Below are 13,870 nucleotides of genomic sequence, written 5' to 3' on the forward strand. Positions count from 1 at the left end.
TCCTTACGAAGAATGATGCCGCAGAGTACCGCGTGCGACTAAGAGTGGATGTATGTGGTCAGGGTCCGACCCAACGGATAATCCTACCGCACTCTCCCTGCCGGGAGGCTGAGTGCGGATTCAGCTTCGACATCGTGACAGGAAAATCGGCCCGGCAACCGGGCAAAAAGAAACGCGGGGCGGGAACCGAAGTTCCCGCCCCGCGTGTCACTGTTCGGGTGTATCGCTGGTTCTGCTGCTTACTTCTTCCAGCCGACGATGCTCCAGTCGACCGTTTCGAACTGGGTGGCGCCGTAGTTGACCAGGCCGGTCTTCACCGCGTACACGTTCGGCAGCGGGGCGATCGGGATGATCGGCACGTAGGCGGCGAGCACCTTGTCGATCTTGTTGGCGATGACGATCCGCTTGTCGGCGTCGAGCTCGGTGTTGGCCTCGTCGAAGAGTGCGGACAGCTTCTTGTCGGTGATGCCGGTGAAGTTCGACTCGGAATCGACCGGGGAGAACAGCGCCTCGCTCGAGGAGATCGGCCACGGGGTGCCGACCCAGGAGAAGCTCGTCATCTCGAAGTCGCCCGGGATGATGTAATCCGAGAAGTACTTCGCGGCGGGGACCTCGTTGAGCTCGACGGTGACGCCGACCTCCTTGAGGTCGGCCTGCACCTGCACGGCGCGCTGCTTGTTCGTCGGGGTGTCGGCGGGCACGGTGATGGACAGCTTGAGTGCCTTGCCGTCCTTCTCGCGGGTGCCGTCGCTTCCGGCCTTGTAACCGGCCTCGTCGAGGAGCTTCTTGGCCGCGTCGACGTCATAGCCGATCGCGTCGCCCACGTTGTCTTCGTAGCCCTTCTGTCCCGGCATGAAGATGTAGCTGCCCTGGGTGGTGGCGTCCACGCCGACGGGGGTGTTGGCCGACTCGGAGATGAGCTCGCGGTTGACCGCGTGGCCGATGGCCTGGCGCACCAACACGTCCTTGAGCGGACCCTTGGAGCCGTTCATGGTGACGTGCGTCCAGGTGAGGCCGCCGGATGCCTGGATCTCGGCATCCTTTCGCTTCTCGGCCGTCTGGTAGGCGTCAGCGTTGGACGAGATGTAGAGCACGTCCGTTTCGGAGTTGCCGAACGAGGTGGCCTGCGACGCGCCGCTGACGACCTTGACGACGATGGTGTCCAGCTTGGCCGCCTCGCCCCACCACTTCGGGTTGCGGGTCAGGGTGACGACCTGGCCGACCGTGTCGATCGAGGAGATCACGAACGGGCCGGAGGACGGCACCGGGGTGGTGACGTACCCCGCGTTGAACGCCTCAGGATCGGATGCGACCGCCGCGGGCAGAACACCCGTGAAGATCGACGCCCAGTCGGCGTTGATCGAGTCGAAGGTCACCGTGAAGTCGAAATCGCTGCCCTTCGACTCGATCGCGCTGATCTGCTCGAAGATGGCCGTGGACGCCGGGGAATAGGCCTCGTTACTGCCGTTCATGGCCGCCCAGGTGGCCGCGTAGTCCTTGTAGGTGATCGGGGTGCCGTCTTCCCAGACCGCCTTCGGGTTCAACTTGATCTCGATGACCTGCGGGTCGTCGCTGACGACCTCGACGCTGGTCGCGTAGTTGGGGTCGACCAGGGTGGTCCCGTCGCCCGCGACCCGGATCGGGCCGCCGGACGTCGGCGCCACGGTGTTGACCGTGTCGGACTCGTTGCCGTCGACCTCGTAGATGTTCCAGTTCGAGGGCATCGCGTTGATGGCGAGGTTCAGGGTTCCGCCGACCTGCACGTCGGCGGCGGCGGCAGCCTCCCACGCGGTGGTGGGCAGCGCCTTGCTGCTCGCCTTCGGGGAGGTGCTGCCTGCGGTGTTTCCGGGGGCGCACGCCGTGAGCAACAAGGCGGACGCACTCAGAACGGCCACTGCTGCAAAAACAGTAGTTTTCCGTTTCATGTGATTCTCCATTTCTTGGTGGGGACTTTTCCTGGTGAGGGACGTAAGGATGGAAGTACTGAGAATTTAGAGCACGAGGTCTTCCTCGCGGCCGGCCAGCGACGCCGAGATGGCCAGCTCGTTCTGCTCGACGTGGTGGCAGGCAGTCTGCACGGTGGCGTGCAGTTCCAGAACCGGGTCGACGCTCTCGCAGAGCGAGCGGTCCTGCGGCGCGAGCAGCGCGTACAGGGGGCAGCGGCTGCGGAAGTTGCAGCCGTCGATCTGCTCGGTCGGGCTGGGCAGGTCGCCCTGGAGCAGCACCCGCTTGCGGCTGCGCTCGATCACCGGGTCCGGGATCGGCGCCGCCGAGATCAGGGCCTGGGTATACGGATGCCGCGGGCGGGCGAACACCTCGGCGACCGGCCCGTACTCGACGATTCGTCCCAGGTACATCACGGCGACCGTGTCCGCGATCTGGCGCACGATCGCCAGGTCGTGCGCGACGAACAGGTAGGAGAGGTTCAGCTGCTCCTTGAGGTCCTCGAGCAGGTTGATCACCCCGGCCTGGATCGAGACGTCCAGGGCGGACACGGGTTCGTCGAGGACGACGAGCCGGGGGTTGGTCGCCAGAGCCCGGGCAATGCCCACGCGCTGCCGCTGTCCGCCGGAGAACTCGTGCGGGTAACGGTCCGCCATCTGCGGGTCGAGTCCCACGAGGTCGAGCAGTTCAGCCACCCGGGCGCGCCGGGCCGCGGGCTTCACCCCGTGCACGGTGAGGGGTTCGCCGATGATGTCGCCGATCGGCAGCCTCGGGTCCAGGGCGGCCATCGGGTCCTGGAAGACGATCTGCACGTCCTTCCGCAACCGGAGCAGCTCGGCCCGGCCGAGCCCGGTGACATCCCGGCCGTCGATCAGGATCTGGCCGGCCTGCGGCTTCGTCATCTCCAGGATCTCGAGGATCGTCGTGGACTTGCCACAGCCGGACTCGCCGACCAGGCCCAGGGTCTGGCCGGGCAGGATCGAGAAGGACACCCCGTCGACCGCGCGTACGGTGCCGATCTGGCGGGAGAACACCCCGCCCTTGGTGAGCGGGAAATGCCGCACCAGCCCGGTCACCGTCAGGACCGGCTGGGCATCCTGGTCCTTCTCCCGGTGCGCCACGGCCAGCGGTGCCGGGCGGGGGAAGACGTCGGGGCGGGTCAAAACACCGTCGGCGATCTCGTCCGAGCGGTGGCAGGCTGCCACGTGCGCGGCCTCCGCCAGACCGGCCACGGGCGCGCCGGGAGCGGCCGTGCCGGGCGCGGTCATGCCGGCCGGGCCGGCGTTCCCGTGCACGAGAAGCACCGGTTCGGTCTCGTGGCAGGCGTCGAGGGAGATCGGACAGCGGGCCGCGAACGGGCAGCCGCGCGGCAGGGCCGTCAGCGACGGCGGGCGTCCCTCGAGCGGCACCAGTCGTTCCGTTCCGGCGGTCTGCATATTGGGCACCGAGCGCAGCAGGCCGATCGTGTAGGGCATGTGCGGGGCCGCGAAGACCTCCTGGGTGGTGCCGTTCTCGACGAGCTTCCCGGCGTACATCACGGCGATCCGGTCGGCGTGGCCGGCCACCACGCCCAGGTCGTGGGTGATCAGCACGACGGCGGCGCCGGTCAGGTTCTTCGCCGTCTCCAGTACCTCCAGGATCTGGGCCTGGATCGTGACGTCCAGGGCCGTGGTGGGCTCATCGGCGATGATCAGCAGGGGGTCGTTGGCGATCGACATGGCGATCATCGCGCGCTGGCGCATCCCGCCGGAGAACTCGTGCGGGAAGGCCCGCGCGCGTCGTTCGGGCGCCGGGATCCCGACCACCGTGAGCAGCTCGACCGCCCGAACCTGCGCCGCACGCTTGGTCAACGCGGGGTCGTGCAGCAGCAGGGCCTCCGCGATCTGGTCGCCCACGGTGTACACCGGGGTCAGCGCCGACAGCGGGTCCTGGAAGATCATCGAGATTTCGCGGCCACGGATGCGGGAGAGCTGCTGGTCGTTCAGGTCCAGCAGCGACCGGCCGCCGAACATGATGCTGCCGGTGACAACCGCCGAACTGGGCAGCAGACCCATCAACGCGAGCGAGGACACCGATTTGCCGGAGCCGGACTCGCCCACGATGCCGAGGAACTCGCCCTTGTGCACCTGGTAGCTGATCCCGCGCACGGCCTGCACCGCGGGGCCTCCCCGCTGGGGGAACGTGACCGAGAGGTCGGTGACCTCCAGCAGCGGCGTCTGGCCACGGCCGGGCCGCGCCGGGCTCCCGTTCAGCAGAAGATTAGTCACGGTTGACTCCCGAGGTAGGGTCGACGGCGTCGCGCAGGGCGTCCCCGATCAGGCTGACGGCGAACAGGGTCACGATCAGCACGCCGGCCGGGAACACGAACAGCCAGGGCCGGGTGACGGCCGCACTCGTCCCCTCCGCCAGGAGGGTGCCGAGGGACACGTCGGGTGCCCGGATACCGAAGCCGAAGTAGCTGAGGCTGGTCTCGGCGAGGATCGCCGCCACCACTCCGAGCGTCGCGTCGATGATCAGGAGCGACGCGACGTTGGGGATGATGTGGCGGCCGAGGATCTTCCGCATCGGCACGCCCATGTACCGGGCGGCCTTGACGAAGTCGCGGTCGCGCAGCGACTTGGTCTGCGACCGCACCACCTGGGCCATGATCATCCAGCTGAAGCCCGCGATGAAGACGGTCAGGAAGACCCAGGACAGCCCCTTGAAGAGGGGGCTCAGGATCACCAGGAGGATGAACGACGGCAGCACCAGCAGCAGGTTGATGCACCAGACCAGGACCCGGTCGACGACGCCGCCCATGTAGCCGGCCACGGAGCCGACGACCGCGGCGATGAGCGTGCCGAGCGGGCCGGCGATCAGGCCGATCACCAGGGATTTCTGCAGCCCCACCAGCGTCTGCGCGTAGAGGTCCTGGCCGATGCCGTTGGTGCCGAACCAGTGCAGCTGCGTCGGGCCGAGCCCCATGTTGAGCGGGTCACGGCCGGTGGCGTTGTAGGGGTAGAGCAGGGGACCGAGCAGCGCCCAGGCCAGGATCACGGCGATGGTGACCGCCCCCACCCAGAAACGCGAGGTCTGGGTCAGCCGGCACCAGATCAGCCGCCCGCGGGAGCGCGCCTTCTTCGGCGGGGTGACCTCGGTGCCGAGAGGCTGCGGGGGAAGCGGAACGACCGGGGAGCCGAGCTCGGCGTTGGTTTCTTCGACCAGGGACATCTCAGTTCCTCACTCTCGGGTCGAGCGCGGCGTAGAGCACTTCGGAGAGCGTCGAGGAGAACAGGATCAGGATGGCCACGAACAGCGTGGTCCCGGCGACCGCGTTGATGTCGCTCTGGCTGATCGCGTTCAGGGCGAATTCGCCCATCCCGTGGAAGGAGAAGACGATCTCGAGCATGATCGAGCCGGAGACCAGCGTGCCGAAGCTGTAGGCGAAGAACGTGGACATCGGGATGAGCGCGACCCGCACGCCGTGGCGAACGAGCGCCGAGTTGCGGGAGCGCCCCTTGGCCCTGGCGGTGCGGATGAAGTCGGCCGAGAGCACGTCGAGCATGACGCTGCGCTGGTAGCGGGAGTAGCCGGCCGCGCCGATCAGCACGAGCGCGATCGTGGGCAGGAGCAGGTGGACGCCGCGGTCCAGGGTCAGATCCCACCAGGATCCGCTCAGCCCGGCCGAGTATTCGCCGGTGAAGTTGATCAGCTGGGCTCCCGCTGCGCCGTTCAGCGCGGTCGCCGCGATCATGAGTAGGACCCCGATCACGAAGGTCGGCGTGGCGAAAATCAGGTAGGAGCCATAGGTGACGACCTGGTCGCTCAGTTTGTACTGACGCACCGCGCCCCAGACGCCCAGCGTCACCCCGACGAGGGCCCCGATCAGCGAGCCGATCAGGAGCAGTCGCAGACTGACACCGGCGCGGGAGATGATCTGGTCGCCAATGGAAACGCCGTTGACCCCGGTGCCCAGCGAGCCGTGCACGACCAGGTTCACCAGCCAGTCCCAGAGCCGCTGGAGCACGGGCACGTTCGGGTTGACGCCGAGGCCGTCCAGGATGTTGTCGATCGTCTGCTGCGTCGGCTGGGGGTTGCGGCCGTAGTACTTGGCAGCAGGGTCGAGGGCCAGGCTGGACACGACATACGCCAGACACGTCGCGATGAGCGAAAGGAAGAAGTAGTTGACGAAACGTCGGAAGATGTAGAAGGCCACGCGCGGTCAACCTAGAACGGGGAACGAGAGACGGCAGCCGGAATGGTTCTACGAAGTGATCCCATTGTTTACTCCCCCGTCGCGCTCCCGCCCGAAGGATTCCCGGCGGCAGAACCGTTTCAAATGTTGTTACGGGGCGAGCCTGTGCCTGCGCGAAGCTCCTTTGCCCCAGATCACAGTCTGCGGCAGATCCTGACAAAACATGTAACATTTTCGAAACTTAAGTCGCAATTTGCTGAGTCCGGGGTCAGAGGATTGAGCAACGCTCAGACCTGCGCCGCCCAGATCAGCTGCGCGACGACGACCAGGAGGAGCGCCACGCCGACCTGCAGCGACCATCCGTTCCACCGGCGTGCAGCGGCATCCGTGGGGCCCTGCGGCCGCTCATGCCGTTCCCAATAGCCCTGGATCGCCCGGTGGGCGGCGCTACCGCTGATCCGTCCGCTGGGCTCGCGCACCTGCGCCGCCCGCGGGGCCGGCCCGGACGACCGGACCGGCATCGACGACCGGGCGGATGACGGCGCTCCCCAGCACCGCAGCCGCTCGCCTGACCGGGTCACCACGACGACCTGGTGGCGCAGCACGATCTCGTCCACCGCACCCCAGGGCACGGTCGTCGTGCGCAGCACGTTGACGATGGTCAGCCCGGTGCCGGACAGCCGCAGGCACGGCCGGGCGAAGACGAGCCAGGCCGACCACAGCACCAGCGTCACCGCCGGCAGGGACACCAGGGCCACGGCCCCCCGCGCACGCAGGAGCGCGTCGACCAGCAGCGCGGCGCACAGCAGCGCCACGGCCGCGAAGACGGCGACGGATGCCGGCGACCGCAGGACGATCGCCGCGCGCCCGGGAGTCACTCCCGCGCCGCCGAACCGCGGTCAGCGGCCAAACTGGAAGTTGCCGCCCGGGATGGCTGCGAGCAGTTCCTGGGTGTACGCCTCACGCGGGTTGTCGAAGACCTCGTCCGTGAACGCGGTCTCGACGATCCGCCCCTTCTGCATGACGCAGACGTTGTCGGCCACGAGCCGCACGACTGCGAGGTCGTGCGTGATGAACAAATAGGTCAGGCCGAGTTCGGTCTGCAGTTCGGTGAGCAGGTTCAGGATCTGGCCCTGCACGAGCACGTCGAGGGCGGATACCGCCTCGTCGAGCACGAGCACGTCCGGCTTGAGCGCGAGGGCACGGGCCACCGCGATCCGCTGGCGCTGCCCGCCGGACAGTTCGCTCGGGTAGCGGTACCGGGTGGCCCAGGGCAGGGATACCTGGTCCAGCAGCTCGCGCACGCGGTCCTGGCGCTCTTTGGAGGAGCCGATCTTGTGCGCCAGCAGGGGCTCGGCGATCGTGTTGCCCACGTTGTACTGCGGGTCGAGGGAGCCGTACGGGTCCTGGAACACCGGCTGCACGCGGCGGCGGAACTTGAGCAGCGCCGCCCCCTTGAGCCCGGCGACATCCTGGCCGTCGAACTCGATCTGGCCGCTGGTGATGCTCTCCAGCTGCAGGATGAGCTTCGCGACGGTGGACTTGCCCGACCCGGATTCCCCGACGAGCGCCGTGGTGGTGCCCTTCCTGATGCCGAAGGAGACGTCGTTGACGGCGAGCAGTTCGTTGTACTTCAGGCCCTTGGTGCGGATGCGGTACAGCTTGGAGATGTTCTGGATCGAGATCAGGTCCTTCGCCGCCGCATCCGCCTCCCGCTCGGCCGCTCGGGCCACGAGAGTGGCGTCGAGCGAGCCCTCGGAGAAGATGGCTTCTCCTCCGGCGCCGGCCGTCTTGGCGGACTGGATGCGACGGGACGCGAGGCTGGGGGCCGCCGCGACGAGACGCTGGGTGTACGGGTGCTGCGGGTTGGCGAGGATCTCCTGCGACGGGCCGGATTCGACGACCTTGCCCTTGTACATCACCACGAGCTGTTCGGCCCGCTCGGCCGCGAGGCCGAGGTCGTGCGTGATGAACAGCACGGAGGTGCCGTAGTCGCGGGTGAGGGTGCCGAGGTGGTCGAGGATCTGTCGCTGCACGGTGACGTCGAGTGCCGAGGTGGGCTCGTCGGCGATGAGCAGCTTGGGCCGTGCGGACAGGCCGATGCCGATCAGCACGCGCTGGCGCATGCCGCCGGAGAACTGGTGCGGGAACTGCTTGAGCCGGTCCTCGGCGTCGCTGAGCCCGGCCTCCTGCAGCACCTGGATGGTGCGCTCGCGTGCGGCCTTGCCCTGGGCGACGTTGTTGGCCTTGATGGCCTCCTCGACCTGGAAACCGATGTTCCACACCGGGTTCAGGTTGCTCATCGGGTCCTGCGGCACGTAGCCGATCAGGCGGCCGCGGACATCCTGGATCTCCTTGGCCGAGAGGGCGGTGAGGTCGCGGCCCTCGAACAGGATCTGTCCGGCCGTGATCTTGCCGGTGCCGGCGAGGAGGTTGATGATGGCCTGCGCGGTCGTGGTCTTGCCCGAGCCGGACTCACCGACGATCGCGAGGGTCTGGCCGGCGTAGAGGGTCAGACTGACCCCACGCACGGCAGGGACGACACCGTGCTGGGTCTGGAAGCCGACCTCGAGGTCGCGGATCTGGAGCAGAGGCTCCGTGGACGCGTCGGCGTTCTCGCTGACGGGTTCGATGACGGTCTGGCTCATCGGCGGGCCCTCGCTTCGGGGTCGAGGGCGTCGCGCACGACGTCGCCCAGCATGAGGAACGCGAGAACGGTCACGGACAGCGCCGCCGCGGGGTAGAGCAGCACCTGCGGGTTGGTGCGGAGGGAGCTCTTCGCTGCGTCGATGTCGTTACCCCAGCTCATGACGTTCGGCGGAAGGCCGATCCCGAGGAATGACAGGGTGGCCTCGGCCACGATGAACGTGCCCAGCGAGACCGTGGCGATGACGATCACGGGCGCGATCGAGTTCGGCACCACGTGACGCAGCAGGATCTTGAACTTGCTGACGCCCAGGGCGATGGATGCCGTCACGTAGTCCGAGTTGCGGGCCGAGAGCACAGCGCCGCGCATGATTCGGGCGATCTGCGGCCAGGCGAAGAGCGAGAGCACGAGAGCGATGGTCACCGGGGTGCGCTCCGGCAGGACCGACATGAGCACGATGGCGCCCAGCACGGTGGGGACGGCGAAGAAGATGTCGCCGATGCGGGAGACGATCGAGTCCAGCATGCCGCCGTAGTAGCCCGCGAGCGCGCCGACGATGATGCCCGTGAAGGTGACGAGGATCGTGGCGAGCAGGCCGACGGTGAGCGAGGCCTGCGTGCCGAAGATGATCCGGGCGTAGATGTCGCAGCCCTGGCGAGTGTAGCCGAGCGGATGCCCGTCTGAGGGTGCACCGTGGCTGTCGCCGAGGTCGCAGGATGTGGGCGAGACGTGGGCGAACAGGCTCGGGAACAGAGCGACGATCACGATCAGGAAGATCAGCGCCGAGGAGATCCAGAAGGAGGGCCGTACCCGCATCGCGTCCCAGGCATCCGCCCAGGTGCTGCGTGCCTTCTGCGACTCGTCGAGGCGGTCGACGGTTTCGACCGGGGTTTCTTCCAGCGCGGCGACGTAGTGCGTCTGTGCGTTCGGGTTCTTATTTGGCATAACGAATCCTCGGGTCCAGTGCTGCGTAGAGGAGGTCGACGAGCAGGTTGGCGAGCACGAAGATCACGACCATGACAGCGATGAACGACACGACGGTGGGGCCTTCACCCAGCTTGATCGCCTTGTAGACGGTGCCGCCGACGCCGTTGATGTTGAAGATGCCCTCTGTGACGATGGCACCGACCATGAGTGAACCGAGGTCCACGCCGAGGAAGGTGACGACGGGAACAAGGGAGTTGCGCAGCACGTGCACGCCCACGACGCGGCGGCGGGACAGCCCCTTCGCTGTCGCGGTGCGCACGAAGTCCGCGTTGAGGTTGTCGGAGACGCTCGCGCGGGTGAGCCGCACGATGTAGGCGAACGAGACCGAGGCCAGCACGAGCGCGGGGAGGAGGAGCTCGTTGAAGGGAGCCTCGCTGCTCACCGTCGTACGAGCCCAGCCGAGCTTGACGGCGAAGACGTACTGCAGCACGAAGCCGATTACGAACGTGGGAACACTGATCAGGAGGAGGCTGACCACGAGGGCGCTCGCGTCGAAGAACTTGCCCTTGCGGAGGCCGGCGATCAGTCCGACGAGGATGCCGAAGAAGGCCTCGATGGCCAGCGCGAGCAGAGCCAGACGGGCGGTGATCGGAAAGGCCTTGGCCATCACGTCGCTCACGGGACGGCCGGAGTACGTGGTGCCCAGGTCACCCTGGAAGAAGTTGCCGATGTAGATGAAGTACTGCACGATGAACGGCTTGTCCAGGTTGTACTGGGCGCGGATCTGTTCGATCACGCCGGGCGCCGGGGGCCGGTCGCCGTAGAGAGCCGCGATGGGGTCCCCGGGCAACGAAAACACCATGAAGTAGATCAGCAGCGTTGCACCGAAAAACACCGGGATCATCTGGAGCAGGCGTTTGCCCGTATACCAGAGCATCAGGTTCCCAAGCCAGAACGTATGTACATGAGATTCACAATCACTGGTTGAGTCTAGTCAGTGTGGGGCCCGGGGCTGACGCCCCGAGCCCCACACGTCTTATCTATTCACTGCTGTCAAACGGATTGAACGAGTATTACTCGCTCTTGGTGATGTTGCTGTACAGCGGCACGGAGTCCCAGCCGAAGACGACGTTATCGACCTTGTCAGACCAGACGCCGGTGACGTTGGAGTACCAGAGCGGGATGGTCGGGAGGTCCTTGAGCAGGACTTCCTGAGCTTCCTGGTACTTCTTGGTTGCGGCTTCGACGGACGACGCCGCTGCGCCATCCTTGATCAGCTTGTCGAATTCGGGGCTGCTGTAGTCCTCGTAGTTCGAGCCGGCACCGGTCTGGTACAGCGGGGCGAGGAAGTTGTACAGCGACGGGTAGTCGCCCTGCCAGCCGGCGCGGGTTCCACCGGTCAGCTTGTCACCCTTGCGGTCGTCGAGGGCTGCGGCGAAGGTCGGGTACGGCTTGCCGATGGCTTCGATGCCCAGGGTGTTCTTGATGCTGTTGGTCACAGCGTCGACCCAGGCCGCGTGGCCGCCGTCGGAGTTGTAGGCGAGGTCGAACGTGCCGGTGTAGGGCGCGATCTTGTCGGCTTCGGCCCACTTGGCTTTGGCCTCTTTCGGGTTGTAGGCGAGGACGTCGGCACCCTTGAGAGAGTCGGAGTAACCGTCGATGACCGGCGAGGTGAAGTCGGTGGCCGGGGTGCGGGTGCCCTGGAAGATGACGTCGGTGATTTCCTTGCGGTCGATCGACATCGAGATGGCGGCGCGGCGCAGCTTGCCTTCCTCACCACTCCAGTGCTCGAGGTAGTACGGCATGTTGAAGCCCTGGAAGATGGCGGCCGGCTGGTTGACGAAGCGGTCCGGGAAGTCCGACTCGTAGGAGGCGAATGCGGCATCCGGGACGGCGTCGAGCACGTCGAGGTTTCCACCCTGGACGTCCGCGTAGGCGGCATCCTGCGAGGCGTAGAAGACGATGCTCAGGCCGCCGTTGACGGGCTTGCGCACGCCGTCGTAGTCGGGGTTGGTGACGAGGTCGATCTTGACCTCGTGCTCCCAGGCGCCCTTCTTGGCCAGCATGTACGGGCCGTTGCCGATCGGGTTCTCACCGAAGGCGGCCATGTCCGCGTACGCGGAGGAGGGCAGCGGCATGAACGCCGTGTAGCCCAGACGCAGCGGCCAGTCGGCCTCGGGGGAAGCCAGCTCGACCGTGAAGGTCTTGTCGTCGACGACCTTGAGGCCGGTCAGTTCGGAGTCGGCGTCGTAGCTGAAGCCGGCGATGTCGTCGAAGAAGTAGGAAGCGCTCTGGGCGTTGCTGAACTTCGCGCCGAAGTTCCACGCGTCCACGAAGGAGGAAGCGGTGACGGCTTCGCCGTCGGTGAACTTCCAGCCGTCGTTGATCGTGACGGTCCAGTTCTGCGCGTCGTCCGATTCGATGGACTTCGCGACCTCGTTCTCGGTCTCGCCCTTGGCGTTGTAGGAAACGAGTCCGGCGAAGAGCGAGGTGGTGATCTTGCCGCCACCGGTCTCGGTGGTGTTCGTCGGGATCAGCGGGTTCTGCGGCTCAGAGCCGTTCGTGCTGATGATCGCCGCGGTGTCGCCGGTCGCGGCTTTCGGGGTGGATTCTCCACTCGCGCACCCGGAGAGCATGAGTGCTCCCGCGGCGGCCAGAGCGATGGCTGGTATGCCCAGTCTCCTGATTTTCAATTTTCCTCCTGTGCGCAGGGATGTGCCACGCGGCTCATCACCGCGCCGACACGTCAGTTATATTGACCCTAAAGAGCCGGGACTGCGTTCGCACAATCTAATGAGGAAACGTTACACAGGCGAAACATTCTGCGCAGGATAGTTGCACCACGGCAGGTTCTTTCGGCCGATCCTTCCGCCGTACCCCGCAACATCCGCGTTCTGCGCAGTCGGAGGGCAGTGGGAGGATTGAGACATGACGCTCGTCTCCCCCGCCCGCCCGCCGCTGCTGATCTTCGACGGCGACTGCGCGTTCTGCACCACCTCCGTGAACCTGATGACCCGCCTCCTTCCGGCCATGCCGGATGCGGCCCCGTACCAGTGGACCGACCTCGGGTCGTACGCCCTCACGACGAAGGACGCCCAGTCGCGGGTCTGGCTCGTGATCGACGGGCACCAGTACGGCGGCGCCGCGGCCGTCGCCGCCCTGCTGCGGCACCAGCCGAACACGGTTCTGCGCATCCTCGGCTGGCTGGGCACGGTTCCGCCGTGGTCCTGGGCCGCCGAACTCGGCTACCGGCTGGTGGCGCGCTACCGCCACCGGCTTCCCGGGGGCACGCCGGCCTGCCGGATGAAGCCGGGCACGTGACTCGGAACGCTCTTCGCTGGGAGGTAGGAATCGTCCTCGGGCTCTCGCTCGGGGCATCCGCCATCTATTCGGTGGTCTCAATCATCGCCCGCCTGACCGACACGCGGCCGCTCTCGGAGCAGTCGGCCACGCTGAACGGCTCGCAGTCGCCGCGGGAATGGCTCGACTTCACCTACCAGTTCCTCGGGATCTTCTTCGCCTTCTTCGCCGTGGCCCTGGTGCTGTACCTGCTGTGGCGTCCCGGGCAGAGCGCGTTCCGGCGACTCGGGTTCGACCTGACGGAGCCGCGGCGCGACCTCCTGCGCGGGCTCGGCCTGGTCGCGGCCATCGGCATCCCGGGCCTCGGCCTGTACCTGGCCGGGCGGTTCTTCGGCTTCACGGTCGCGGTCGTGCCGTCGCCGATCGACACGTTCTGGTGGACGGTCCCCATCCTGGTGCTCTCGGCGCTTCGCTCGGCGCTGACGGAGGAGCTGATCGTGGTGGGCTACCTCTTCACCCGGCTGCGCGAGCTCGGCTGGTCGACCTGGACGATCATCGTGTCGTCGGCCGTGCTGCGGGGCAGCTACCACCTGTACCAGGGCATCGGCCCGTTCTTCGGCAACGCCGTGATGGGCGTCGTGTTCGGCTGGTGCTACCTCCGCTGGGGCCGCACGATGCCGCTCGTGATCGCGCACTGGGTGCTCGACATCGTCTCGTTCGTGGGCTACCCGCTCGCCCTGGCCTGGTGGCCCGGGCTGCTCGCCCCCACCGCCGCCTAGCCCACCTGCCCGCCGCCGCCCGGCCCCACCTGACCGCCGAGCCCGGCCTCACCTGCCCGCCGCGCCCCGCCTCCCCTGCCCGCCGCGCCCCGCCTCCCC

11 protein-coding genes are annotated in these 13,870 nt (G+C 67.0%); 2 read left to right on the forward strand and 9 right to left on the reverse strand.

Features of this window, described 5'->3' with window-relative positions; genetic code table 11:
• Positions 1 to 239 precede the first annotated feature (239 nt).
• The 9 genes from E3T24_RS08995 to E3T24_RS09035 all read right to left on the reverse strand — a co-directional run bounded on the left by E3T24_RS08995 (position 240) and on the right by E3T24_RS09035 (position 12,385).
• Entirely contained in the window at positions 240 to 1,925 is a 1,686-nt protein-coding gene (locus tag E3T24_RS08995) for an ABC transporter family substrate-binding protein (RefSeq protein WP_194087737.1), read from the reverse strand.
• A 66-nt stretch (positions 1,926 to 1,991) separates the two neighbouring features.
• Complete coding sequence (locus E3T24_RS09000; RefSeq protein WP_134365577.1) at positions 1,992 to 4,211, reverse strand: dipeptide ABC transporter ATP-binding protein; 2,220 nt, start codon at positions 4,209 to 4,211, stop codon at positions 1,992 to 1,994.
• Positions 4,204 to 5,154 carry an ABC transporter permease gene (locus E3T24_RS09005; protein ID WP_134434523.1) on the reverse strand — a complete coding sequence of 317 codons (951 nt, stop codon included), beginning with the start codon at positions 5,152 to 5,154 and terminating at the stop codon, positions 4,204 to 4,206. Before E3T24_RS09005 ends, E3T24_RS09000 begins: the two co-directional genes overlap by 8 nt.
• A 1-nt stretch (position 5,155) precedes the next feature.
• The gene (locus tag E3T24_RS09010) at positions 5,156 to 6,139 is read right to left on the reverse strand and encodes an ABC transporter permease (RefSeq protein WP_134365579.1); all 984 of its coding nucleotides are present in this window, start codon (positions 6,137 to 6,139) and stop codon (positions 5,156 to 5,158) included.
• A gap of 266 nt (positions 6,140 to 6,405) precedes the next feature.
• Positions 6,406 to 6,996 carry a PH domain-containing protein gene (locus tag E3T24_RS09015; RefSeq protein WP_134365580.1) on the reverse strand — a complete coding sequence of 197 codons (591 nt, stop codon included), beginning with the start codon at positions 6,994 to 6,996 and terminating at the stop codon, positions 6,406 to 6,408.
• A gap of 21 nt (positions 6,997 to 7,017) precedes the next feature.
• Positions 7,018 to 8,766 carry an ABC transporter ATP-binding protein gene (locus E3T24_RS09020; RefSeq protein ID WP_134434524.1) on the reverse strand — a complete coding sequence of 583 codons (1,749 nt, stop codon included), beginning with the start codon at positions 8,764 to 8,766 and terminating at the stop codon, positions 7,018 to 7,020.
• The gene (locus E3T24_RS09025) at positions 8,763 to 9,710 is read right to left on the reverse strand and encodes an ABC transporter permease (RefSeq protein ID WP_134365582.1); all 948 of its coding nucleotides are present in this window, start codon (positions 9,708 to 9,710) and stop codon (positions 8,763 to 8,765) included. The genes E3T24_RS09020 and E3T24_RS09025 overlap by 4 nt, the downstream gene beginning before the upstream one ends.
• Positions 9,700 to 10,629, reverse strand: a complete 930-nt coding sequence (locus E3T24_RS09030) for an ABC transporter permease (RefSeq protein WP_134365583.1) — start codon at positions 10,627 to 10,629, stop codon at positions 9,700 to 9,702. Before E3T24_RS09030 ends, E3T24_RS09025 begins: the two co-directional genes overlap by 11 nt.
• A 136-nt stretch (positions 10,630 to 10,765) precedes the next feature.
• Positions 10,766 to 12,385: an ABC transporter substrate-binding protein gene (locus tag E3T24_RS09035; protein WP_134365584.1), complete on the reverse strand. Its 1,620-nt coding sequence runs from the start codon at positions 12,383 to 12,385 to the stop codon at positions 10,766 to 10,768.
• 235 nt (positions 12,386 to 12,620) lie between these two features.
• On the opposite strand from E3T24_RS09035, the gene E3T24_RS09040 reads away from it, so the two are divergent.
• Both E3T24_RS09040 and E3T24_RS09045 read left to right on the forward strand, forming a co-directional pair.
• On the forward strand, positions 12,621 to 13,013 hold the full coding sequence (locus tag E3T24_RS09040; protein ID WP_134365585.1) for a DUF393 domain-containing protein: 393 nt from the start codon (positions 12,621 to 12,623) through the stop codon (positions 13,011 to 13,013).
• The gene (locus tag E3T24_RS09045) at positions 13,010 to 13,771 is read left to right on the forward strand and encodes a CPBP family intramembrane glutamic endopeptidase (protein ID WP_241975991.1); all 762 of its coding nucleotides are present in this window, start codon (positions 13,010 to 13,012) and stop codon (positions 13,769 to 13,771) included. The genes E3T24_RS09040 and E3T24_RS09045 overlap by 4 nt, the downstream gene beginning before the upstream one ends.
• Positions 13,772 to 13,870: the final 99 nt, after the last annotated feature.

This window comes from Cryobacterium sp. TmT2-59 (genome assembly GCF_004403545.1).
GTDB lineage: Bacteria > Actinomycetota > Actinomycetes > Actinomycetales > Microbacteriaceae > Cryobacterium > Cryobacterium shii.